This is a genomic window from Sinomonas atrocyanea, from assembly GCF_030812675.1.
GTDB classification, from domain to species: domain Bacteria; phylum Actinomycetota; class Actinomycetes; order Actinomycetales; family Micrococcaceae; genus Sinomonas; species Sinomonas atrocyanea_B.
The window spans coordinates 143,365-166,901 of the sequence record NZ_JAUSTE010000005.1 but is presented as its reverse complement, the minus strand read 5'-3'; the positions used below and the strand labels follow the sequence as shown (position 1 = coordinate 166,901).

Sequence of the window (23,537 nt, the reverse complement as noted above, 5' to 3'; positions counted from 1 at the left end):
TGCGCTGATCCAGTCGAGCGGCCGATTCAGCGGCTGGGCGGACCCGGGGCGGCGGGGCTGCCGGGGCGGGCGGCAAGGACCTGCTCGCGCAGGATGTCCGCGTGCCCGCAGTGCTGGGCGAGCTCGCGCAGCATGTGGAGGTACACCCAGCGCAGGGGCAGCGGTCCGCGGCGGTTCCCGGAGACGACGTCGTCGAGTCCGAGCGGCGCAGTGGCCCGCCGCGCGTCCCGGCACGCCGCACGGTACTCCGCGCGGACGGTGTCGATCGTGTCCGACGGGGCGAGGACGAAGGATTCGTCCGGGGTGGCCGGGATGCCGATCTCGGCGCGCGTCCGGCCGGTGACGGCCTCGTCGAACCAGACCCGCTCGACGAACGCCCCGTGCTTGACGAGGCCCAGGAGCGTGGTGCGCGAGGGCACGAGGGCCGCCCGTGCCTCGGCCTCCGTCAGCCCGTCGAGGCTCGCGGCGAGGCCGGCACGGTGTTCGTCGAGGAAGGCCTCGAACTGGGACTTCAGCGGCGCGGCGAACAGGGCCGGCTCCATCGTCTCCACGCGGTCAGCCCGCCACGTCGTGGAGGTGGTGCTCGACATCGTGCAGGAAGTAGCGGGACAGGGTCACCACGGTGAACGCGCTGCCGTTGCTGCGCAGGCCCCGCCGGCCGAACGCCTCCGCGGGAACAGCGGCGAACGCGTCGCGGGCCCGGGCGCCCTGCTCCGCGAGCTGGGGCCGCACCACCTCGGGGTCCGCGCGCGCGTAGTCCTTCTCAAGCGCCGTGGCGTTCTGGTCCCAGTCGTCGAAGCGCGCCCCGTCCTCGGCGAGCATGAGGCCCAGCCTGGCGCGGAAGAGTTCGAACACGTCCCGCACGTGGCAGGCGTACTCGAGCGGGGACCACGTGGACTCGTCCGGACGCGCACGCACGTCGGCGCGGCCGAGCACGGCGTCCCAGCGCGGCAGCGCCGCGTCGATCCGCGCCGCAACCTCGTGCGGCGTGAGGTCGTCCGCGTCGAACCCGCATTCGGGGCAGGGCCGTTCGAGGACCCAGGTCCAGTCCTTCAGGTCGGGGGTGATCGCCATGGCCGCAGTCTAGCGGCGCACCCCGACCCCCGGCGTGTACCCGGAAGGCCACGAGGGCGACGAGATGCGTACCCGGAACCGCGAAGAGGCGACGAGATGCGTACCCGAAACGGGGAGGGGGCGGGGAGGGGCGACAGCTAGGCGAAGCTGGGGCCGACCTCGTCCACCGACTGGGCGAGCGTGACCCCCGAGCCGTCCCGGCGGCCGAACTCCGAGGGCAGCGAGCGGGCCACCCCGGCCGAGGACGAGGCGCGCGCCGGGCCGCGGCCTACCCAGGCGAGCATGAGCCGGTCCTCGCCCCTGAGGAAGCGGTGGGCGCGGACGCCGGCCGTCGCCCGGCCCTTGGCTGGGTACTCGGCGAACGGGGTCACCTTGGCGCTGCCCGCCGAGGTGCCGGGGAGCGCATCGGAGCCGGCCGCGATCGTCACGACTACGGCCTTCTCCTCGGCGTCGTCGGCGGCGACCACGCCGAAGAACACGGCCGCGTCGCCCGCCGCGAGCTTGATCCCGGCCATGCCGCCCGCGGTGCGGCCCTGCGGGCGCACGGTGGACGCGTCGTAGCGCAGGAGCTGGGCCTGGCCGGTCACGAAGACCAGCACGTCGCCGTCGGCCGCCGGCGCCGCCCCGATGACCGCGTCGCCGGGCTTGAGCGCAATCGCGTCCCAGTCCTCGCGATTGAGCGGGTAGTCCGGGGAGACCCGCTTGACCACGCCCTGGGCGGTGCCCATCGCGACCACCGCGTCCAGCGGCACGAGGGCCACGAGCGCCTCGCCCTTGGCGAGCGTGAGGAAGTCCTTCGCGGCCACACCGCCGGCCATGTTGGGCAGGCCGGACGCGGGCGGGAGCTGGGGGAGGTCCACGACCTGCAGGCGCAGCATCCGCCCGGCCGAGGTCAGGGCACCGACCTCGCCGCGCGCCGTCGTGCGCACCACAGAGCGGAAGACGTCGTGCCGCACCCGCGGGCCCCCCTCGGTGAGCGGCTCGGCGTGCACGGTCCGGGCCACGAGGCCGGTCGCGGAGAGGAGGGCCCAGCAGGGCTCGTCGGCGATCTCGAGCTGGAGCGGGGCGGCCTTGCCCTTCGCCGCGCCCGACGCGCCGGCGACCGCGGCGGAGGCCTTGCTCCCGAGGGCGGGCGCGTCGTCGCGCTCCAGGAGCACCGTGCGGCGCGGAGTGCCGTACTTCTTGGCCACCTCGGCGAGCTCGCCCGAGACGAGCTGGCGCAGGAGCGAGTCCGAGCCGAGGATGGCCTCGAGCTCGGCGATCTCGCGGCGCAGCTCGTCCTGCTCCTTCTCGAGCTCGAGCCTGGAGTACTTGGTGAGCTGGCGCAGGCGCAGCTCGAGGATGTAGTTCGCCTGGATCTCGGTCAGGTCGTAGATCGACATGAGCCGCTCGCGCGCCGCGGCGGCCTCGTCCGAGGTCCGGATGATCTGGATGACCTCGTCGATGTCCATGATCGCGACCAGGAGCCCCTCGACGAGGTGCAGCCGGTCCTTTCGCTTGCCGAGCCGGAACGCGGTGCGGCGGCGCACCACGTCGATCCGGTGGCCCACGTAGACGCGCAGGAGCTCGAGCAGCCCGAGGGTCTGCGGCTGCCCGTCCACGAGCGTGACGTTGTTGATGCCGAAGGAGTCCTCGAGCGGTGTGTACCGGTAGAGCTGGGCGAGGACGGCCTGCGGGTTGAAGCCGTTCTTGACCTCGACCACGAGCCGCAGCCCGTGTTGGCGGTCGGTGAGGTCGGTGACGTCGGAGATGCCCGCGAGCTTCTTCGCGTTGACTGCATCCTTGATCTTCTCGATGACCTTCTCCGGGCCCACCATGTAGGGCAGCTCGGTCACCACGATGCCCGTCCGCCGCGCGGAGATCTGCTCGATGGAGACCTTCGCGCGGGTCTTGAAGGAGCCGCGCCCCGTGCGGTACGCGTCGCGGATCCCCTCGAGTCCCACGATCCGGCCGCCCGAGGGCAGGTCCGGGCCCGGCACGAGCTCCATGACCTCCTCGAGCGTGGCCTCGGGGTTGGCGATCACCAGCTGGGCCGCCGCGATGACCTCCACGAGGTTGTGCGGGGCCATGTTGGTGGCCATGCCCACCGCGATGCCGGTGGTGCCGTTGACCAGCAGGTTGGGGAACGCGGCCGGGAGCACCTCGGGCTGGGTGAGCTGGCCGTCGTAGTTGGGGATGAAGTCGACGACGTCCTCGTCCAGGTCGCCGGTGAGCGCGAGGGAGGCCGCCGCCATGCGGGCCTCCGTGTACCGGGCGGCGGCCGGCCCGTCGTCGAGCGAGCCGAAGTTGCCGTGCCCGTCGATGAGCGGCAGGCGCAGCGCGAAGCCCTGGGCCATGCGCACCATCGCGTCGTAGATGGCGGCGTCGCCGTGCGGGTGCAGCTTGCCCATGACCTCGCCCACCACACGGGCGCTCTTGACGTGGGCGCGCTCCGGCCGCAGCCCCATGTCGCTCATCATGTACAGGATGCGGCGCTGGACTGGCTTGAGGCCGTCGCGGGCGTCCGGGAGCGCGCGCGAGTAGATGACCGAGTAGGCGTACTCGAGGAAGGAGGTCTCCATCTCCTCGGCCACGTCGATGTCGGTGATGTTCTCCGCGAAGTCGTCGGTGCCCGGGAGGATGTCCGCCCCCGAGGAGGAGCGCGGGTTCTGTCGACGTGCCAAGAGAGCGTGGGTCCTTCGTGTGGTGGTGCGGGGGCTGAACTAGGCTAACCCTATGGTGGAATCGGCCTCGGACGGCGCACCCTCGACCCGCGCATCCACCACTGGCGCGTCCTACCCGCACGGCTGGGAGGCCGACGTGGTCCTGCGCGACGGCGGCACCGCCCACCTGCGCCCGATCCGCCCCGAGGACGCCCAGGCGCTGCAGGACTTCCACACCCACCAGTCCGAGGGGTCCATCTACCTGCGCTTCTTCAGCTACAAGGCGCGCCTCACGCCCGGCGAGCTCAAGCGGTTCACCGAGGTGGACCACCACGACCGGGTCGCGCTCGTCATCACCATCGGCGACGAGATCATCGGCGTGGGCCGCTACGACCGCCTCACGGACCCGGCCGAGGCGGAGGTCGCCTTCAACATCGCCGACAGGCACCAGGGCCGCGGGATCGGCTCGATCCTGCTCGAGCACCTCGCCGCCGCCGCCCGCGAAAACCACATCCGCCGGTTCACGGCGGAGGTCCTGCCCGAGAACCGCAAGATGCTCACGGTCTTCGCCGAGGCCGGCTACGCCGTCACGCGTCACTTCGACGACGGAGTCGTCTCCGTCGCCTTCGAGATCGACCCGACGGAGAAGTCGCGCGCCGTCATGGAGTCACGCGAGCACCGCGCCGAGGCGCGCAGCATCATGGGGCTCCTGGCCCCCTCCTCGGTCGCCGTCGTCGGCGCCAGCCGCACCTGGGGGACCCTCGGCTACCAGCTGCTCGAGCACATCGTCGAAGGCGGCTTCGCGGGCAGCGTCTACGCCGTGAACCCCGAGGCGCTCGAGCTCGGCGGCATGATGGCCTACGGGCGGATCGGGGAGGTCCCGGAGCCTGTCGACCTCGCCGTGGTGGCCGTGCCGTACGCCGAGGTCCAGGGCGTCGTCGCCGAGTGTGCGGCGGCGGGCGTGAAGGGCGTGGTCATCGCCTCCGGCGGCTTCGCCGAACGCGGCGAGGAGGGCCTCGCGCTCCAGCGGCAGATCGTCCGCCACGCCCGGGCCCACGGCATGCGGGTAGTCGGGCCCGAGTCCCTCGGCATCGCCAACACGGACCCGGACATCCGGCTCAACGCCTCCCTCGCCCCCGGCCTGCCACGGCAGGGCAGCCTCGGCCTGTTCAGCCAGTCCGCCTCCATCGGGGTGGCGCTCTATGCCGCCGCCGAGCGGCGCTACCTCGGCTTCTCCTCCGTGCTGTCGGCGGGCAACCGGGCCGACGTCTCCGGCAACGACCTCATGCAGTATTGGGAGGACGATGTCGCCACGAGCGCCGTGGGCCTGTACTTCGAGTCGTTCGGGAACCCGCGCAAGTTCTCCCGCATCGCCCGCCGCCTCGCCCGCAGCAAGCCGGTCATCGTCGCCAAGAGCGAGGTCACCGGGCTGCGGCTCCCGCCGGGCCACTCCGTGCGCACGACCCAGGCCCCCCAGGGGGCGCTCGACGCCGTGCTGCGCCAGTCCGGGGTCATCCGGGTCGGGACGGTCGAGCAGCTCGTCGACGTCGCCCAGATCGCCGTCGGGACCCTGCCGGCCGGCCCGAGGGTCGCCGTCCTGAGCAACTCCCTCGCCCTGGCCCGCGTCGTGGCGGACAGCGCGGAAGGGGAGGGGCTGACCGTGACCGCCGCCGAAGGTGACCTCGACCTCGCCCTGGGGCAGTCGCTGGCGCTCCCCGAGCTGGCCCGGCGCCTGCGCGAGGCCGCAGCCCGCGACGACGTGGATGCCGTCGTCGTCGCCCTCCTGCCCTCGGCAGGCGTGCGGGTGCCGGCGCTCGCCCGGACCCTCGCCGAGACCGCGGAGCCGCTCGGGAAGGCCGTCATCGCGGCGTTCCCGGGGGTGCTGGACCGGCAGACGGACACCGAGGGACTCCTTCCCGCCCCCCGCGCCGGCGACCGGCCGGAGGAGTGGCCGGCGGCCGTGCCGTGCTACACGAGCGCGGGCGACGCCGTGGCGGCGCTCGCCGCCGTCACCCGCTACAGCGAGTGGCTCGCCCGGGACCAGGGCGCCCTGTTCGAGGCCGACGCGGACGACGGCGCCGCCGCGGCCCTGATCGGCGCCCGGCTCGCCGGCGTGCAGGGCACGGAGCTCGTGCAGCTCTCGGGCGACGACGCCGCGCGGCTGCTGGACTGCTACGGCATCCCGGTCCTCGCGTCCCGGCCGGTCGGGACCGCCGACGAGGCCGTCGCGGCCGCGGATGCCCTCGGGTGGCCGGTGGCGATCAAGTCCGCCGCGGACAACCTCCGCTCCCGCCTCGACCTCGGCGCCGTCCGCCTGGACATCCGGGACGCCGCCGACCTTCGCGCCGAGTTCGAGCAGATGGGGCGCGCGCTCGCCCCCTACGGCGGCGGCCACTTCGAGGTGCAGCGCATGGCCCCGCTCGGGCAGGCGTGCGTGGTGAGGGCGATCGAGGACCCCCTGCTCGGACCCGTCCTCTCCTTCGGGCTCGCGGGCGACGCCGTCTCCCTCCTCGACGACTGGGCGCACCGGATCACCCCGCTCACCACGGGCGACGTGCACGACATCGTCCGCTCGCCGCGCACCTCCGTGAAGCTGTTCGGGCACGAGGGCCTGCCTGCCCTCGATGTGCCCGCGCTCGAGGACCTCATCGGGCGGGTCTCGCTGCTGAAGGACCGCCACCCCGAGGTGTCGCTGCTCGAGCTCAAGCCCGTGGTGGTGAGCTCCACGGGCCTGACCGTGCTCTCGGCGCAGGTCTGGATCGGCAACGCCGCCCAGCGCATGGACAGCGCCCGGCGCGCCCTCATCGCCCAGTGAGCGCGGCCTCCCGGTTTTGGGACGCCGGGTGCCGGTCTGGGAGAATGGCGCCCATGAGCCACAACGCGTCCGGGGCACCTGCAGGCGAGCACCGGGTCCCAGGCCCGGGGGAATCGCTGACCGCGGCGCTCCAGCGGACGGGGTTCTACCCGCTGCTCGTCGGCGACGTGGTGGCCGATGCCCTCGACGGCCGGACCGCGATCGCGCACCTGACGCACCTGGAGACCCACTTCGAGCGGGCCGAGGTCCGCCGGCACGTGACCGTGCTCGTCCTGACCGAGGACATGCTCGTGATCACGCACGTGGACGAGGCCCCGCTCGACGACAGCGGCAGCCAGATGGGGGCCCAGGTGTCCACCGAGTCCGTGCCCGTCGACCAGATCGCCACGGTCGTGCTCTCCTACGTCTACGCCCAGCCCGCGGACTACGCCCCGGGCGACCCCGTCCGGGAGGTCACCCTCGCCATCTCGTGGAGCGGCGGCCAGCGGCTGGACATCGTGCCGGCCGGGTGCGGCGACCCCCAGTGCGAGGCCGACCACGGCTACACCGGCACGATGGCGCAGGAGGACATCGTGCTCAGGATCAGCGCCGACGCCGACGGCCCCCGCGCGGTCGACGCCGCCAAGCAGTTCGCGCGGCTCCTGCGCGCGGTGAACACCGGATCGCGCCCCTTCCAGGCGGCCCAGCGGCCCCGGCTCTCGGCCTTCTCGTCGCGGACGCTGCGCGGCCACGGCAGCCGCTAGATGACGGCCGCCCCCGGCGCCGCGGCCGGCGCTCCGCCCCTTCCGCCCCCGCCCGCGTTCGGCTCGCGCTCCGTGGCGGACGTGCTGCCCTCCTGCGCCGCGGCCCTCGGGGCCGAGGGGTTCGAGAACACCCTCGGGCTCCCCGAGGCCGTGCGCATCTGCCTCGTCATGGTGGACGGCCTGGGCCGCACCCTCCTGTCCAAGCGCACCGCGCACACGCCCTTCCTGCGCGAGAAGCTCGCCCAGGGCCAGGGGGCAGTCCCGGGAATGCTCGACGCCGCGTTCCCCAGCACCACCGCCGCCTCGCTCGCGAGCCTCGGCACCGGCGTGCCGCCGGGGCAGCACGGCATGGTCGGCTACGACGTCTATGCCCCGCACCTCGACCGGGTGGTCAACCAGCTCAACGGCTGGGACCCCGATGTCGACCCGCAGCGGTGGCAGCCCTGCCCGACCGTCTTCGAGCGCCTCCATCCCGCGATCCCGGTGGCCACCGTGAGCCTTCCCCAGTTCGAGGGCTCCGCGATGACGCGCGCCGCGCTCCGGGGCGGAGAGTTCATCGGCGCCGTGAGCCTGCACGCGCGCACCACAGCCGCCGCCGAGGCCATGGCCACGCACCCGCGCATGCTCGCCTACTTCTACCTCAACGAGCTCGACAAGGCCGGCCACCAGTTCGGCGTCGCCTCCGCCGCATGGGAGGAGGCGCTCGAGGAGGTCGACGCGTGCCTGCGCCGCCTCGACGGCCAGCTCCCACCGGGGACGCTCGTCCTCGTCGTCGGGGACCACGGGATGGTCGACGTCGCCGCGGCCCGCCGCATCGACATCTCGGCGGATCCCCAGCTGACGGAGGGGGTGCGGCACACCGCCGGCGAGCCGCGCATGGTGCACCTCCACCTCGAGGGCACCGACGGCGAAGGGGCCCCGGACGCGTCCGCGGTGGCGGCCGTCGCCGCGCGATGGCGCGAGCGCTTCGGCAGCCAGGCCTGGATCCTCACGCGGGCCGAGGCCGTGGGGCACGGCCTGTTCGGCCCGGTCGTCTCCGAGAGGGTGCATCCCCGGATCGGCGACCTCATCGTCGCGGTCCACGGCGACCTGGCCCTCTACGACGGGCGCCGGGCCCGGCCGCAGGCGTTCGAGATGGTGGGCCAGCACGGCTCGTGGACCAAGGCCGAGCGGCAGGTCCCGCTCGTGGCCTTCACCGCGCGCGGACGCGTCCGCGGGAAGCGGCAGCGGCGTGGCTGAGCTCGTCTTCTTCACCGGCACCATGGACAGTGGCAAGTCCACGCTCGCGCTGCAGATGGACTACAACCACCGCGCTGGCGGCCGTAAGGGGCTCCTCTTCACGAGCCACGACAGGTCCGGGCGCGCCGTCATCACGAGCCGCCTGGGCCTGAGCACCCCGGCGATCGAGGTCACGGCGGAGTCGAGCTTCTGGAACGAGGTCGTGTCCCGGCGGACCCGTGCCGAGGAGGTCGACTACCTCATCTGCGACGAGGCCCAGTTCTACCGCCACGAGCAGGTGGACGAGCTCGCCAGGGTCGTCGACGAGCTCGAGGTCGACGTGTACGCGTTCGGGATCGGCACGGACTTCCGCGCACGCCTCTTCGAGGGCTCGCGCCGCCTCGTGGAGCTCGCCGACCGGATCGAGACGCTCCAGGTCCCGACGCTGTGCTGGTGCGGGCGCCGCGCGACGCACAACGCCCGCACCGTGGGCGGCGAGATGGTCCTGACAGGGGAGCAGGTGGTCGTGGCGGACGTCTCCGGCCGTGGTACGCCCGACGACGAGGGCCCCTGGACCGAGGTGGAGTACGAGACCCTGTGCAGGCGCCACTACATGGCCGGGAAGACGGCCGCGTCCGTGCCCGTGATGGGGGAGGGGGAGCAGCTGCTCCCGTTCGGCGACTAGGGCCCGCCCGCGGGAGCCCGGTCAGTCGCCCTTCGTGCCGAAGACGATCTCGTCCCAGCTGGGGACCGAGGACCGCTTGGGCCGCGAGGACCTGCGCGCGGGCTCGCCCTGGCCCGCGGTCTCCGCACGCGGCGGCTCCCGGTCCTCGGGCGAGGCCTGCCGGGCCGGGGTTCCCGCTCCGTGCAGGCCTTCCGGCCGGTGCGGGCGTTCCTCTCCGTGCTGGCGTTCCACGTCCTGCCGGCTGTCCGGTGCGTGCGGCCCTTCCGCCTCCTGCGGGGCCTCGGGCTGGCCCGGGCCCTCCTCCTGCCGGGGCGTGTCCCGCTGCTGGGGGCCGGTGTGCGCCGTGCCGCCGTCCGGGCCGTCCTGGCGCCGCGCCGTGCCGTCGGCGGGACCATCGTGCGAACCGTCGCCCGAGGGCCGCGCCGCTGGGACGACCGTCATCTCCGTAGTGGCAGTGCTCACGCCGGGCCGCAGGTCGAGCCGCGAATCGGCCTCCGGGACCGTGCGGACGTTGAGGCGGGAGAGCAGCGAGGTGATGCCGCCGCGCGGAGCCGGGTCGCCGTCGTCGTCCTCGGTCTCCTCGTCCCGTTCCGCGGGCCGCCACGCACCGCGTTCCCACTCGCCGGCCCTGCGGTGCTCGGCCGGGGCGGCCTCGGGCTCCGGCTCCTCGGCCTCGGGCGACCGCGGATGCGCCGCGGGGATGCCGTGCGTGAGGAGCAGCGCGAGGGCGTCGTCGCCGTCCTCGTCCACACCCAGCCGCTGGCCGCGGCGCGCGCGCAGCATGTCCAGCAGTTCCCCCTCGCGGTCCAGCTCGCCGCCGGAGTGCTCCTCGGCGGCCTCGACGTCGAACGGGCGGTCCGAGACGGCTGCGAGCCGGCGGCGGGGAGCGGGCCCGTCGAGCGGCTCGAGCTCGCTGAGCTGCTGCGCCCACCGGTTGGCATTGGCCACCGTCCGGTGGCCGGGATGGAAGGTCCACACGGCAGGCGGCTCCTCGCCGATGGACGACGGCGCGCCCTCCGGGAGGGCGAACCGCGCCACCACGGTCCACTGGCCGTCGGGCCGGCGCCAGGAGTCCCATTCGACGGCCCCCGCCGGAACGCCGTGGAGCGAGAGCCGGTAGGCGGCCATCTCGCCGAGCGTCACCGCGCGGTCGGCCGCGGGTCCGCGCAGCGCCTCCTGGGTGGGCAGCCGCCCGGGGACCTCCACCGCCTGCGCGCGGCGCGCCATGTGCTCGCGCTCGGCCAGGACGGGACCCTCGAAGCGCTGCACCCGGGCCAGCGGGACGCCGGAGGACGCCGCGACCTCCTCCGCGGTTGCGCCCGCGCGGATCTCGGCCTGGATCTGGCGCGGGGTCATGCCGGCGCCGTCGGCGCCGGAGGGCGCAGGACGCTGGGGCGCCGGGCGGGCCACGGCGCGGCGCAGCGCCTCGTCGAGGGGCAGCCGGAACATGTCCCCGTTCGCGGCGCTCACGATGAGGTGTGCACCGTCCTCGTGGACCCCGACGAGGCGCAGCTCTTCCGCCTGATCGTGCGCTCGCTCCCGCATGGACGCCCTCCAGCTTGCTCTAGGTCTGAGTAGAACTGTGCCATCCGCGGGCGCAGAAGGCCTGCAGGCTCCCGGTGTGCCGCGAAAAAGGGCGCCCGGGCGCGGCGCGGGCCGCGGGCCGGGGTGCGGGGGTAGCGGCACATGTCGGGAATGTTCCGGGACCGAATGGCGTTTTGCCTGCTCATCGGGAACAATCTCCCCGTCACTGGGCACAAAATGGGGGCCGAGTGCGTTGGAGTGGACTACGTGGGATGCCACGTGACATGGCTAGCTACCGGAGCGTGAACGAAGAATTATGGCGACCGATTACGATGCGCCGCGCAAGAACGAGGAAGAGCTCAACGAGGACTCGATCGAGGAGCTGAAGTCCCGCCGTACCGACAAGCAGTCTGCTGCGGTGGACGAGGACGAGGCGGAGGCGGCGGACAGCTACGAGCTCCCCGGAGCCGACCTCTCCGGCGAGGAGCTCCTGGTGCGGGTGCTCCCCGCGCAGGCCGACGAATTCACGTGCGCCTCGTGCTTCCTCGTCCGTCACCGCTCCCAGATCGCCCGGGAGAAGAACGGCCTGCTCTACTGCAAGGAGTGCGAAGGCTGACGCCTCCGGCTCCAGGCGGCCACGCTCGAGGCGGCCCCGACGCGACGGCGTCGGGGCCGCCTCCGTTTCAGCGGCGGGGCACTTCGGTGAGCGCGGCGACCAGGCGGTCCGGGTGTCGGCTCGAGACGAGCCAGTACGGCGTGCGGTCCTCCGGATCGGTGAGCTCGACGCGGACCACTGGGCGGATCCAGCCCCGGATGCACAGGTAGGCCAGCCCGTTCAGGCGCGGGCCCCGCTCAGCGGTGGCCTCGTCGCCGTCGAACGCCTCCACAGTGCCCGTGAAGGTCCGCGGGAGGACGGCCCGGCCTGCGCGGAAGGAGGTCCGCGTGACCACGACGGCGGGCGTGGAGGCCACGAGGATTCCGGCGAGGATGACGAGCAGCACGGCCGCGCCCGTGTATCCGGCCGCCATGCTGATCGGGGCGAAGACCAGGATGCCCGCGCCCGAGACGCCCAGGACCACGATCCACACCCACCAGGCCGGCCAGAGCTTCTCGGAGTAGACGATGGGGTCGGCGGTGCTCGGCCCGGAGGCGGGCGTCGTGGCGTCAGGCATGGGTCAAGCTTTCCACCCCGGCGCCCGCGAGGACAAAAGCGCCGGCCGTCCGCGGGCGCCGGGGAGCCGCCGCAGGCCCGCTAGAGTTGACGGGTGAGCGCGCAGCAGACAGCCCCCGACCACGCGGCCCCGGACCAGTCCACGGCCTGGGCACCGACCCTCGACGTCCAGCTCAAGATGCTCGACGACGGCCTCGAGCCGCCCGCGTACGCCCACCCCGGCGACGCCGGAGCCGACCTGCGGGCGCGCGTGGACGTGACGCTCCGCCCGGGCGAGCGCGCGCTCGTGCCCACGGGCGTGAGCATCGCGCTCCCGTTCGGCTACGTCGCCCTCATCCATCCGCGCTCGGGCCTCGCCACGCGGCACGGCCTCACGGTCGTCAACGCCCCGGGCACGGTGGACGCCGGCTACCGCGGCGAGATCGCGGTGACCCTGCTCAACACGGACGCGTCCGAACCGATCGCCCTCCGCCGCGGCGATAGAATCGCTCAGATGGTGATCCAGCGCGTCGAACATGCGCGCTTCGTGCCCGTCGCGGACCTGTCCGACTCCGTGCGCGGCTCGGGGGGCTTCGGCTCGACGGGCGGATTCACCGCCCCCTAGCGCCCCGCCCGACCGGGCGTTCGGCGGAAGCGGGCTGCCGGGACAGCCGGCAAGACAAAGGAGTGTGTGTGGCACTGTTCGGACGCGGCAAGAACGCCAAGCTGACCTCCGAGGACCCCTCCGTCCTCGGGCAGTCGACGAAGAAGCGTCCCGAGCCCGACAAGAGCGGCTACGGGCGCGCCCAGAAGGGGCCGTTCGATGCGAGCGAGGCGAGCACCGAGAGCGGCTACGTGGACCTCGGCTCGATCCTCGTGCGGCCCACCGAGGGCCTCCAGCTGCGCCTCGAGCTCGAGGAGGCCACCCAGCGCGTCGTCGCCGTGACGATGGACCTCGCCGGCTCCAGCCTGCAGCTCCAGGCCTTCGCCGCGCCCCGCTCGGAGGGCCTCTGGGGCGAGATCCGCGCCCAGATCGCCCAGTCGGTCGCGAGCCAGGGCGGCACGGTGGAGGAGGTCGAGGGCAGCTTCGGCCCGGAGCTGCTCGCGCGGCTTCCTGCCGATGCCTCCGGCGAGCGCCGCAGCTACCGCGCGGCCCGGTTCATGGGCGTGGACGGTCCGCGGTGGTTCCTGCGCGGAGTGATCGGCGGCCAGGCCGCGGAGAGCCACGAGGCCTCTGCCGCCCTCGAGGACCTCTTCCGCCACGTCGTCGTGGACCGCGGCGAGTCCCCGCTGCCCCCGCGCGAGCTCCTCCCGCTGCGCATCCCCATCGAGGCCGCGCCGCACGAGAACGGCGCAGGCCACGGACAGCACGCCCCGCACACGCCGGAACGTGGACCGGAGACCACCCATCTTGGCTGAGGCCACCGCGCCCGTGAGGCTCGAGGGCTTCGGCGGGCTCCCCGAACGCGGCCTCGTCTCCGGCGAAGGCCTCGTACGGTCCCTCACGTTCGTCCCCGTCGACGAGGCGCCCCGGCTCACCGCGGTCATCGAGGACGAACGCGAACGGCCCGGCAGCGGGCCGGCCCTGTGCCTCGTGTGGCTCGGGCGCCGGCGGATCAGCGGGGTCAACGCCGGGACGCGCCTGCGCTTCTCCGGCATGCTGGCCCACTTCCACGGCGTCCCCACCATCTACAACCCGCGCTACGAGATCCTGGCCCAGGAGGACTGACGTGAACTCCGCACCCGGCCCCGCCGCACCCCGCGACGACGAGGGCCCCGGCCCGCGTCCCGGCCGCCTGCCCACCGGCGCCGACCTCGCGGGCGCCTACGCCGCGAGGGCCGGCCTCCACCGCCACGAGGACGGCCGCATCGACGTGCTCCGCAGCGCCGGCGGCGTCCGCGGGCTCCTCGAGAGCATCCTGCCGGGGCTGGTCTTCCTCGTCTGCTTCACCCTCGTCCAGGACCTCATCCTCGCCGCCGTGCTCTCCCTCGCGGTGGCAGCCGTCTTCGTCGTGGTCCGCCTCGTGGGGCGCACGCCGCCCACACAGGCCTTCGCGGGGATCATCGGGGTGGCCGTCTCGGCCGCGCTCGCGGTGTTCTCCGGCCGCGCCGAGAACTTCTACCTCTCCGGCTTCCTCACCAACGCCGGCTACATCGTGGCGCTCGTGGCCTCGATCCTCGTGAAGTGGCCGCTCATGGGCGTCATCTTCGGCTTCCTCCGCAACGAGGGCGTGCACTGGCGCAAGGAGCCCGTGCGGGCGCGGCAGTACCGGCTCGGCACGTGGATCATGGTCGCCGTCCTGGGGCTGCGGCTGCTCGTCCAGGTTCCCCTCTACCTGATGGGCGACGGCGGCCTCGTCGCCCTCGGGGCCACACGCCTCATCATGGGCGTCCCGCTGTACGCCCTCGGCCTGTGGGTCGCGTGGCTCATCACGCGCCCGGTGGCCGCCGAGCCGGCCGCCTCGGACTGAGGCGGGACACAAGCCCCTAGGGCAGGTCCCGCTGCCGGCGTAACGTCGGAGCGTGGAGAACAAGGCGCTGCGCATCGTCTTCCCCGTCTTCCTGGGCGTGCTGCTGGCACTCCTCTTGGGGTTCGGCCTCCAGGCCGCCTACCCGCAGCCCGAGTCGCCCTCCGCGGGCTACGAGGCCCCGTACGAGGCGTACATCGCCTCGCTCCAGGCCTACGAGCGGGTCGCGGCCGCGATCCTGTCCGTCCTCGCAGCCGTCCTGCTCGCGGCCGGCTCGCTCCTCCCTGCGCGCGCCGCGGCACTGGCAGACGGCCTCCTGCTGGGCGGGGTCTTCACGCTCCTCTATGCCGCAGCGCGGGGCTCGGGGGCCGGGCCCGGCCTGGCCTCCGCGCCCGCCTTCGCGGCGGTGGGCGCCGGCCTGGTCCTCGCGCTCGCGGCCCTGGCCCTGCGCCAGTCCGGCCTGCTGCCCGTCCGCCGCGCGGGGGAGTACCGCGAGGGGGCCGCGGACGAGCCCGCGCTCGCGGTCGTGTTCCCGCTCGCGGCCGCCCCCCTTGCGGCCTCGGTGGTCTCGCTCGGCCTGCAGGCCTTCTACCCGCCGCCGCTGGTGCCCGGCTACACCGGTCCGGGCTACCCGGACGTGCTGGCCGCCTATGGGCGGGACTCGGGGCTCATCGCCACGGCAGCGGCGGCGGCGCTGGTCGCCTGCGGCTTCGCGCTGCTGCGCCGGGCGTCCATCCCGGCCGACGCCCTGATCCTCGGCGGGATCGTCACCTCGGTCGTGGCCTCGGCGGGTGCGATCAGCCCGAAGACCTCGATGGCCTCGGTCGCGGCCGGCGTCCTCGGCTTCCTCGGCGCCCTCGCGGCGGGCCACGTCCGGCTCGCCGGCAGGCGGCCGTCCCCGGCAGCCGTCCCAGCGGGCGGCTCGCGGGCGGGGTCGAAGGTGTTCGCGGTGCTGCATCCGGTCGCCGTCGGCGCGCTCAGCGTCGTGGTCTTCTTCGTCGGCTTCTTCGCGTTCTACCCCGCCCCCGAGAACGCCGGGCCGTCCGCAGACTGGCTCCGTACGGTGAGCCTGAGCGCCACGGTCGTCGCCGTCGTGCTCCTCCTGGCGAGCCTCGTGCTCGAGCGCCGCACGCCCGCGGTGGGCAACGCCCTCCTCGTCAGCGGCCTCCTCACCCTCGTCGCCGGGGTGGCGCCGGCCGCGGTCGCGGGGGAGCAGGGGGTCGTGTTCGTCGCGCTCGCCGTGGCGGTCGCCGTCGTGCTCTTCGTGGGGTACCGGCGCTTCGTCCGCGGGGGGCCCAGGGCGCCCAGGGGCACCCGGCCGCCGAGGACTCCGCCCGCGGTCCCGCCCGTGCCGCCGGCGCCCGCCGGGTAGCTGCGCGACTCAGCCGTCGAACGCGTCGTCCTCGTCCTCGCCCGTTTCGGCCGGGCGCATCTGGCCCTCGCCGGCCGACTCCGTCTGCGGGGCGAGCAGGCGGCGCAGCTCGTCTTCCGCGGCGATCGTGGAGATGAAGAACAGCTCGTCGCGGTGGTCTACGACGTCGTCGCGGCTCGGGGCCAGCGGCTTCTGGTCGCGCAGGATCGCCACGAGCGTGCAGTCCTCGGGCCAGTCGATCTGCCCCACGGTCCGGCCCACCACATGGGAGTCCGCGGGAACGGTGAACTCGACGAGGGAGGAGACGCCGGTCTGCAGTGTCAGCAGGCGCACCACGTCGCCGATCTCCACGGCCTCCTCCACGAGGGCCGTCATGAGGCGCGGGGTGTTGACCGCGACGTCGACCCCCCAGGAGCCGTCGAACATCCAGTCGTTCTTCGGGTTGTTGACCCGCCCCACGGTGCGGCCCACACCGAACTCGGTCTTGGCGAGCAGCGAGACCACGAGGTTGACCTTGTCATCGCCTGTGGCGGAGACCACGACGTCGGCCTCGTCGACCCGGGCCTCCTTGAGCGTCGAGAGCTCGCACGCGTCGCCGATGAGCCACTTCGCCCCCCGCAGGCCGCTGCGGCCGATCACCTCGGGCTTGGGGTCGACGAGGAGGACCTCGTGGCGGTGCGCCAGCAGTTCGCGGGCGATCGAGCTGCCCACGCTCCCGGCCCCTGCGATGATGACCTTCACTCGGACTCCTTCGCGGGCGGAGCGGACAGGATGCGGGAGACCTCGGCGGCGTCGGAGATGTCCATCATGGCGTGCACGGTGTCGCCCTCCTGGAACGCCGTCGCCGGCGTGGGCAGCACGCCCTCGCCGAAGCGCGTGATGTAGGCCACCCGCACCCCCGCCGCGCGCTCGATCGAGGCCAGCGGGCGCCCGAGCCACGAGGGGTCCAGGGTGACTTCCGAGAGGACAAGCCGGCCCGAGGGTTCGCGGAAGTCGCCGGCCACGCCCGACTCGGGCAGGATCCGGCGCAGCACCTGGTCCGCGCTCCAGCGGACGGCGGCGACGGTCGGGATGCCCAGGCGCTGGTAGATCTCGGCGCGGCCCGGGTCGTAGATGCGGGCCACGACGTGCTGGACGTGGAACGTCTCCCTGGCGACGCGGGTGGCGAGGATGTTCGAGTTGTCCCCGCTCGAGACGGCGGCGAAGGCGTAGGCCTCCTCGATGCCGGCCTGCCTCATCGTGTCCCGGTCGAAGCCGATGCCCGTGACCTTGCGTCCGGAGAACGTCCGGCGGAGGCGCCGGAAGGCGCGGTCGTCCTGGTCGATGATCGCGACCGAGTGGCCGGAGTCCTCGAGGGTGTGGGCCAGTGTCACGCCGACACGCCCGCAGCCCATGATCACGTAGTGCGCCATGGCCCCCAATCTACCGCGCGATGACACCGCCCGCGGTTGTCGCATAACGTGTCAGGGTGCTGACGATTCTCAATGCGGTCAAGCGCGTGATTGTGGGCCGCGCTCTGCGCAACGATCGGCTCACGCACACGCTGCTGCCCAAGCGCATCGCGCTTCCGATCTTCGCCTCGGACGCGCTCTCGTCCGTCGCCTACGCGCCGGACGAGATCCTCCTGACCCTCGCGCTCGCCGGAGTCTCGGCCGTGTCCTTCTCGCCCTGGGTCGGGATCGCCGTCATGCTCGTGCTCGTGACGGTGGTGGCCTCCTACCGGCAGAACGTGCACGCGTACCCGTCGGGCGGCGGCGACTACGAGATCGCCACGGAGAACCTCGGCCGCTTCGCGGGCCTCACCGTCGCCAGCGCACTCCTCGTGGACTACGTCCTCACCGTCGCGGTGTCCATCTCCTCCGCCGCGTCCTACCTGACCACCGCCGTGCCCTCGCTCCACGGGACGCAGGCGGTCATCGCGGTCGCCGCCGTCGTGGTCCTCGCCCTCGTGAACCTGAGGGGCATCCGGGAGGCCGGGACGGTCTTCGCTGTGCCGACCTACCTGTTCATGCTCTCCATCCTCGGGATGACGGCGGTCGGCTTCGTGCAGTGGCTCACGGGCACGCTGCGCCCCTCCCAGAGCGCCGACTTCACCATCGTGGCCTCGCCGGAGTTCGACCAGGGGCTCGTGGGGATCGCGGGCGCCTTCCTGCTCCTGCGGGCCTTCTCCTCCGGCGCCGCCGCCCTCACCGGCGTCGAGGCGATCAGCAACGGCGTGCCGAACTTCCGCCCGCCCAAGAGCAGGAACGCCGCCACGACTCTCCTGCTGCTCGGGGCCGTCGCCGCGTCGATGCTCGCAGGCATCATCTTCCTCGCCAACGCGACCCACGTGCATCTCGTGCAGGATCCCGCGAGCGAGCTCCTCCTCGACGGCAGGCCGCTCTCCGGCAGCTACATCCAGACGCCGGTCATCGGGCAGATTGCCGACTCGGTCTTCGGCGGCGGCAGCATCCCCTTCTATATCGTCGTGGCGGCCACCGGCGTGATCCTCGTCTTCGCGTCCAACACCGCCTTCAACGGCTTCCCCGTGCTCGGCTCGATCCTGGCCCAGGATGGCTACCTGCCGCGCCAGCTGCGCACCCGCGGCGACCGGCTCGCGTTCAGCAACGGCGTCCTCGCCCTCGCCGCGGGCGCGATCGTCCTCATCGTCGCGTTCGACGCCGACGTCACCCGGCTCATCCAGCTGTACATCGTCGGGGTGTTCGTCTCGTTCACCCTCAGCCAGCTGGGCATGATCCGGCACTGGACGCGCGAGCTCAAGCGGGTCAAGGACCGCGGCGTGCGCGTGCGCATGCAGCGCTCCCGCATCATCAACGGCATCGGTTTCGCCATGACGGCCACCGTGCTCGTCATCGTCCTCATCACCAAGTTCGAACACGGCGCCTGGATCGCGCTGCTGGCGATGTTCGTGATCTTCCTCATCATGTGGAGCATCCACGCCCACTACACGAACGTCGCGCGCGAGCTCGCAGTGGGCGACGATGCCTCGGCCCGCGCGCTGCCCAGCCGGGTCCACGCCGTCCTGCTCGTCTCCCACATCCGCAAGCCCGTGCTGCGGGCGCTCGCGTACGCCCGCGCCTCGAGGCCGTCGAGGCTCGACGCCGTGACGGTGGACATCAGCCCGGAGGAGACCGCCCAGACCGTCGCGGACTGGGAGAAGCTCGAGATCCCCGTGCCCCTCACCGTGCTCGCGAGCCCCTACCGTGAGACGATCACCCCGCTCATGGACTACATCCACGGCATGCGCCGGGACTCCCCGCGCGACCTGATCGTCGTGTACATCCCGGAGTACGTGGTGGGCAAGTGGTGGGAACAGCTCGTGCACAACCAGACCGCCCTGCGGATCAAGGCCCGGCTCCACTTCGAGCCGGGCGTCATGGTGGCGTCAGTCCCGTGGCAGCTGAAGTCGAGTGAAGAGGCCAGGAGGCTGCAGGAGCTGTGACCACGTCCCCCGGAACCGCGCAGGAGAACGCCGCCGGCCGCACCCTCGAGCTGCGCCTCGGGCCGGTGGCGCACGGCGGCCACATGGTGGCCCGGCACGAGGGCCGGGTCGTGTTCGTCCGCCACGGCCTGCCAGGCGAACTCGTGCGCGCCGAACTGACCGACGCCGCACCCGAGGCGACCTTCTGGCGCGCCGACGTCGTCGACGTCCTCGAACCCTCGCCGCACCGGCGCGAGCATGTGTGGGACCTCGCCGACTCGCTCCTGGCCCACCGCGCCGGGCGCCCCCCGGTCGGCGGCGCCGAGTTCGGCCACATCGCCCTCGACGAGCAGCGGCGGCTCAAGGCCGCGGTCATCCGGGAGCAGCTCCAACGGCTCGCCGGCCTCGAGCTGGACGTCGAGGTCGAGCCGGTCCCGCTCCGCGAGGGCTCGGACGACGACGGCGGCGGCCTCGCGTGGCGCACGCGCTGCAGCTTCTCGGTCACCGCCGAAGGCCGGCTCGCGATGCACGCCCACCGCTCCGAGACGCTCGTCCCCGTCGGCCCCATGCCGCTCGCGACCGAGGAGATCAACCGGCTGCGCCTGTGGGAGCTCGACCTCGACGGCGTCGAGCGGCTCGAGATCGCGGCCCCCGCCTGCGGCTCCGCGCCGCTGGCCGTCTTCACCCTCGCCGACGGGGTGGCCCCCTCGCGGCTCACCGACGTCCTCGCCCGCCTGGCGCCCGAGGTCTCGGCCAGCGCGGTGGGGCAGGACGCCGGCAAGGCGCCCCTCACCGTGAGGGGCCGCGGCGCCGTCTCCGAGCGCGTCCTCGGCCGCCACTACACCGTGACGGGGGAGGGGTTCTGGCAGATCCACCGCTACGCCCCGGAGACCCTCGTCACCGCGGCGGTCGAGGCGCTGGACGGCGCGCTCGCCCCGGGCGGGCAGGCCGCCGACCTCTACGCGGGGGCAGGCCTCTTCACCGCGCCCCTCGCGGACGCCGTCGGGCCCTCGGGGCACGTCCTCTCGGTCGAGGGCGCCCCCGGCACGAGCCGCGACGCGCGCCGCACCTTCAAGCGCCGGCCCGAGGTCGTCGTCGTGCAGGGGCGGGTGGAGCGGGTGCTGCGCCGGCACGGCGGCGCGGGGGCGTTCGACGCCGTCGTCCTCGACCCGCCGAGGGCCGGCGCGGGGCGGGAGGCGGTGCAGCAGCTCGTCGAGGCGGCGCCCCGGGCCATCGCCTACGTGGCCTGCGACCCGGCGTCGTTCGCGCGCGACCTCGGCTGGTTCCGGAAGGCGGGGTGGCAGCTCGAGGGCCTCCGGGCGTTCGACCTCTACCCGATGACGCACCACGTCGAGACCGTCGCCCGGCTCACGCCTCCACGCGCCTAGGGCCGCGGCATCGCTCCGCGGGCAACCGTCGCCCGCCGGGCCTGCGCGAACTAGGATGGGCGGCGATGGCCCCGGTGTGCGGAGGGCCCTGCGGTTAGGCATGCCTAACTAGCACCGCCCGCGAGGCCGGGACAAAGATGGCAGTGTTGCGAGAGGAGTCCTGCATTGAGCACTGTGGACAGCTTCGGAGCCAAAGGCGTCCTGAACGTCGGCGGAACCGAGTACGAAATTTTCCGGCTGAATTCTGTGGAAGGCGCCGAAAGCCTCCCGTTCAGCCTCAAGGTCCTCCTGGAGAACCTTCTCCGCACCGAAGACGGTGCGAACATCACGGCGGACCACATCCGCGCCCTGGCTGGCTGGGACGAGAACGCCCAGCCGAGCACCGAGATCCAGTTCACCCCCGCCCGCGTCATCATGCAGGACTTCACGGGCGTGCCCTGCGTCGTCGACCTCGCCACGATGCGCGAGGCTGTCAAGGAGCTCGGCGGCGACCCGACGCGGGTCAACCCGCTGGCCCCGGCCGAGCTCGTGATCGACCACTCGGTCCAGATCGACGTGTTCGGCAACGCCGGCGCGATCGAGCGCAACATGGAGATCGAGTACCAGCGCAACGGCGAGCGGTACCAGTTCCTGCGCTGGGGCCAGAGCGCCTTCGAGGACTTCAAGGTCGTCCCCCCGGGCATGGGCATCGTGCACCAGGTCAACATCGAGTACCTGGCCCGCACCGTCATGACCCGCGAGGTCGAGGGCAAGCTGCGCGCCTACCCCGACACCCTCGTCGGCACCGACTCCCACACCACGATGGTCAACGGCCTCGGCGTGCTCGGCTGGGGCGTCGGCGGCATCGAGGCCGAGGCCGCGATGCTCGGCCAGCCGGTCTCCATGCTCATCCCGCGCGTGGTCGGCTTCAAGCTCTCCGGCGAGATCCCCGCCGGGGCGACCGCGACCGACGTCGTGCTCACGATCACCGAGATGCTGCGCAAGCACGGCGTGGTGGGCAAGTTCGTCGAGTTCTACGGCGAGGGCGTCGCGGCCGTGCCGCTCGCCAACCGCGCGACGATCGGCAACATGAGCCCCGAGTTCGGCTCCACGGCGGCGATCTTCCCGATCGACGGCGTCACGCTCGACTACCTCCGCCTGACCGGCCGCTCCGAGGAGAACGTCGCCCTCGTCGAGGCCTACGCCAAGGAGCAGGGCCTCTGGCACGACGCGTCCCGCGAGCCGCGCTTCTCCGAGTACCTCGAGCTCGACCTCTCCACCGTGGTCCCCTCGATCTCCGGCCCGAAGCGCCCGCAGGACCGCATCGTGCTCAGCGAGGCGAAGGACGAGTTCCGCCACGACCTGCTGAACTACGTCGCCCACGAGGCCGACGCCGGTTCCCTCGACGAGTCGCTCGAGGAGACCTTCCCGGCGTCCGACGCGCCCTCCTTCACCACGGGCGCCTCGCACGTGACGGACTCGGACCGCGAGCCGCCGGTGTACTCCGCGGCCCATGGTGCGGCCGGCCGGACGTCCAAGCCGGTCTCCGTGTCGATGGAGGACGGCCGCAGGTTCGACCTCGACCACGGTGCTGTCACGATCGCTTCGATCACCTCGTGCACCAACACGTCGAACCCCTCGGTCATGCTCGCGGCCGCCGTGCTCGCCCGCAACGCCGTGGACAAGGGCCTCGCGTCGAAGCCGTGGGTCAAGACCTCCGTCGCCCCGGGCTCGAAGGTCGTCACGGACTACTACGAGAAGTCGGGCCTGGTGCCGTACCTCGAGAAGCTCGGCTTCTACACGGTCGGCTACGGGTGCACCACGTGCATCGGCAACTCCGGCCCGCTCGAGGCCGAGATCTCCGAGGCGATCCAGTCCAACGACCTCGCCGTGACCGCGGTGCTCTCGGGCAACCGCAACTTCGAGGGCCGGATCAACCCGGACGTGAAGATGAACTACCTCGCGTCCCCGCCGCTCGTGATCGCCTACGCCCTGGCCGGGAGCATGGACTTCGACTTCGAATCCGACCCGCTCGGGAAGGACCAGGACGGCAACGACGTCTTCCTCAAGGACATCTGGCCGAACCCGGCCGAGGTCCAGGAGGTCATGGACGCCTCGATCGACCAGGACATGTTCACCAAGTCCTACGCGACGATCTTCGACGGCGACGAGCGCTGGCAGTCCCTGCCCACGCCCACCGGCGACACCTTCGAGTGGGCGGAGGACTCCACCTACGTCCGCAAGCCCCCGTACTTCGAGGGCATGAAGGCGCAGCCGGAGCCCGTCACGGACATCGACGGCGCCCGGGTGCTGCTCAAGCTCGGCGACTCGGTCACGACCGACCACATCTCCCCGGCCGGCTCCTTCAAGTCGGACACCCCGGCGGGCCAGTACCTCCTGGCCCACGGCGTGGAGCGCAAGGACTTCAACTCCTACGGCTCGCGCCGCGGAAACCACGAGGTCATGATCCGCGGGACCTTCGCGAACATCCGCATCAAGAACCAGCTCCTCGACGGCGTCGAGGGCGGCTTCACGAAGGACTTCACGCAGGACGGCGCCCCGCAGGCCTACGTCTACGACGCTGCCATGAACTACCAGAAGGCCGGCACGCCGCTCGTGGTCATCGCTGGCAAGGAGTACGGCTCCGGCTCCTCGCGTGACTGGGCCGCGAAGGGCACCGCCCTGCTGGGCGTCAAGGCCGTCATCGCCGAGAGCTACGAGCGCATCCACCGCTCGAACCTCATCGGCATGGGCGTCCTGCCGCTGCAGTTCCCCGAGGGCGAGTCCGCCGCGACCGTTGGCCTGACCGGCAACGAGGTGTTCTCGATCCAGGGCATCACGGCCCTCAACGACGGCACGACCCCGTCCACGGTGAAGGTGACCGCCACGGCGGAGGACGGTTCCGAGAAGTCGTTCGACGCCGTCGTGCGCATCGACACCCCCGGCGAGGCGGACTACTACCGCAACGGCGGCATCCTGCAGTACGTGCTGCGCCAGATCTCGGCGCGCTGACGCCCCACGGCGACAGCACCGGCGCAGGCCGGCAGCAAGGAGGGCC

The 23,537-nt window shown here is 72.8% G+C and carries 20 protein-coding genes; 13 read left to right on the top strand and 7 right to left on the bottom strand.

Annotated elements, in window-relative coordinates; all coding sequences use genetic code 11:
* Nucleotides 1–26: 26 nt before the first annotated feature.
* From J2W20_RS09535 to J2W20_RS09525, 3 genes are all read right to left on the bottom strand, one after another.
* Complete coding sequence (locus tag J2W20_RS09535) at nt 27–542, bottom strand: DinB family protein (protein ID WP_307006381.1); 516 nt, start codon at nt 540–542, stop codon at nt 27–29.
* A gap of 13 nt (nt 543–555) precedes the next feature.
* Entirely contained in the window at nt 556–1,074 is a 519-nt protein-coding gene (locus J2W20_RS09530) for a DinB family protein (RefSeq protein WP_307006301.1), read from the bottom strand.
* A 137-nt stretch (nt 1,075–1,211) separates the two neighbouring features.
* Nucleotides 1,212–3,737, bottom strand: coding sequence for a DNA gyrase/topoisomerase IV subunit A (locus tag J2W20_RS09525; RefSeq protein WP_307006300.1), 2,526 nt, complete (start codon nt 3,735–3,737; stop codon nt 1,212–1,214).
* 52 nt (nt 3,738–3,789) lie between these two features.
* Here J2W20_RS09525 and J2W20_RS09520 point away from each other — a divergent pair, with 52 nt between their 5' ends.
* Genes J2W20_RS09520 through J2W20_RS09505 form a run of 4 tightly spaced genes read left to right on the top strand, consistent with a single transcriptional unit; the run spans nt 3,790 to nt 9,177 of the window.
* The gene (locus J2W20_RS09520; RefSeq protein ID WP_307006299.1) at nt 3,790–6,531 is read left to right on the top strand and encodes a bifunctional acetate--CoA ligase family protein/GNAT family N-acetyltransferase; all 2,742 of its coding nucleotides are present in this window, start codon (nt 3,790–3,792) and stop codon (nt 6,529–6,531) included.
* 53 nt (nt 6,532–6,584) lie between these two features.
* Nucleotides 6,585–7,274, top strand: a complete 690-nt coding sequence (locus J2W20_RS09515; RefSeq protein ID WP_307006298.1) for a DUF5998 family protein — start codon at nt 6,585–6,587, stop codon at nt 7,272–7,274.
* Nucleotides 7,275–8,513, top strand: a complete 1,239-nt coding sequence (locus J2W20_RS09510; protein WP_307006296.1) for an alkaline phosphatase family protein — start codon at nt 7,275–7,277, stop codon at nt 8,511–8,513.
* Entirely contained in the window at nt 8,506–9,177 is a 672-nt protein-coding gene (locus J2W20_RS09505; RefSeq protein ID WP_307006295.1) for a thymidine kinase, read from the top strand. Before J2W20_RS09510 ends, J2W20_RS09505 begins: the two co-directional genes overlap by 8 nt.
* A 21-nt stretch (nt 9,178–9,198) precedes the next feature.
* On the opposite strand, the gene sepH is transcribed toward J2W20_RS09505, so the two are convergent.
* The gene (sepH, locus tag J2W20_RS09500; protein ID WP_307006294.1) at nt 9,199–10,722 is read right to left on the bottom strand and encodes a septation protein SepH; all 1,524 of its coding nucleotides are present in this window, start codon (nt 10,720–10,722) and stop codon (nt 9,199–9,201) included.
* A gap of 295 nt (nt 10,723–11,017) precedes the next feature.
* Here sepH and J2W20_RS09495 point away from each other — a divergent pair, with 295 nt between their 5' ends.
* Nucleotides 11,018–11,317 carry a DUF4193 domain-containing protein gene (locus J2W20_RS09495; protein ID WP_066497506.1) on the top strand — a complete coding sequence of 100 codons (300 nt, stop codon included), beginning with the start codon at nt 11,018–11,020 and terminating at the stop codon, nt 11,315–11,317.
* A gap of 67 nt (nt 11,318–11,384) precedes the next feature.
* Here J2W20_RS09495 and J2W20_RS09490 read toward each other — a convergent pair whose 3' ends face one another.
* The gene (locus J2W20_RS09490) at nt 11,385–11,873 is read right to left on the bottom strand and encodes a DUF3093 domain-containing protein (RefSeq protein WP_307006292.1); all 489 of its coding nucleotides are present in this window, start codon (nt 11,871–11,873) and stop codon (nt 11,385–11,387) included.
* 93 nt (nt 11,874–11,966) lie between these two features.
* On the opposite strand from J2W20_RS09490, the gene dut reads away from it, so the two are divergent.
* From dut to J2W20_RS09465, 5 genes are all read left to right on the top strand, one after another.
* Entirely contained in the window at nt 11,967–12,476 is a 510-nt protein-coding gene (dut, locus tag J2W20_RS09485) for a dUTP diphosphatase (protein WP_307006291.1), read from the top strand.
* A 68-nt stretch (nt 12,477–12,544) separates the two neighbouring features.
* Nucleotides 12,545–13,270: a DUF3710 domain-containing protein gene (locus J2W20_RS09480; protein WP_307006290.1), complete on the top strand. Its 726-nt coding sequence runs from the start codon at nt 12,545–12,547 to the stop codon at nt 13,268–13,270.
* Nucleotides 13,263–13,580 (top strand): hypothetical protein, encoded by a 318-nt coding sequence (locus J2W20_RS09475; RefSeq protein ID WP_307006289.1) that lies wholly within the window; start codon nt 13,263–13,265, stop codon nt 13,578–13,580. The genes J2W20_RS09480 and J2W20_RS09475 overlap by 8 nt, the downstream gene beginning before the upstream one ends.
* A gap of 1 nt (nt 13,581) precedes the next feature.
* The gene (locus tag J2W20_RS09470; RefSeq protein ID WP_307006287.1) at nt 13,582–14,322 is read left to right on the top strand and encodes a DUF3159 domain-containing protein; all 741 of its coding nucleotides are present in this window, start codon (nt 13,582–13,584) and stop codon (nt 14,320–14,322) included.
* Nucleotides 14,323–14,374: 52 nt separating this feature from the next.
* Nucleotides 14,375–15,691, top strand: a complete 1,317-nt coding sequence (locus J2W20_RS09465) for a hypothetical protein (protein WP_307006286.1) — start codon at nt 14,375–14,377, stop codon at nt 15,689–15,691.
* A gap of 9 nt (nt 15,692–15,700) precedes the next feature.
* Here the strand turns inward: J2W20_RS09465 and J2W20_RS09460 are convergent, their stop codons facing one another.
* Together J2W20_RS09460 and J2W20_RS09455 are read right to left on the bottom strand one after the other, a co-directional pair.
* Nucleotides 15,701–16,432, bottom strand: a complete 732-nt coding sequence (locus J2W20_RS09460; RefSeq protein WP_307006285.1) for a potassium channel family protein — start codon at nt 16,430–16,432, stop codon at nt 15,701–15,703.
* Nucleotides 16,429–17,103, bottom strand: coding sequence for a potassium channel family protein (locus J2W20_RS09455; RefSeq protein ID WP_307006284.1), 675 nt, complete (start codon nt 17,101–17,103; stop codon nt 16,429–16,431). The genes J2W20_RS09460 and J2W20_RS09455 overlap by 4 nt, the downstream gene beginning before the upstream one ends.
* 56 nt (nt 17,104–17,159) lie before the next feature.
* Between J2W20_RS09455 and J2W20_RS09450 the strand changes: the two genes are divergently transcribed.
* From J2W20_RS09450 to J2W20_RS09440, 3 genes are all read left to right on the top strand, one after another.
* Complete coding sequence (locus J2W20_RS09450; protein ID WP_307006283.1) at nt 17,160–19,133, top strand: APC family permease; 1,974 nt, start codon at nt 17,160–17,162, stop codon at nt 19,131–19,133.
* The gene (locus J2W20_RS09445) at nt 19,130–20,500 is read left to right on the top strand and encodes a class I SAM-dependent RNA methyltransferase (RefSeq protein ID WP_307006282.1); all 1,371 of its coding nucleotides are present in this window, start codon (nt 19,130–19,132) and stop codon (nt 20,498–20,500) included. The genes J2W20_RS09450 and J2W20_RS09445 overlap by 4 nt, the downstream gene beginning before the upstream one ends.
* A 165-nt stretch (nt 20,501–20,665) precedes the next feature.
* Nucleotides 20,666–23,491 carry an aconitate hydratase gene (locus J2W20_RS09440; RefSeq protein WP_307006281.1) on the top strand — a complete coding sequence of 942 codons (2,826 nt, stop codon included), beginning with the start codon at nt 20,666–20,668 and terminating at the stop codon, nt 23,489–23,491.
* Nucleotides 23,492–23,537 lie beyond the last annotated feature (46 nt).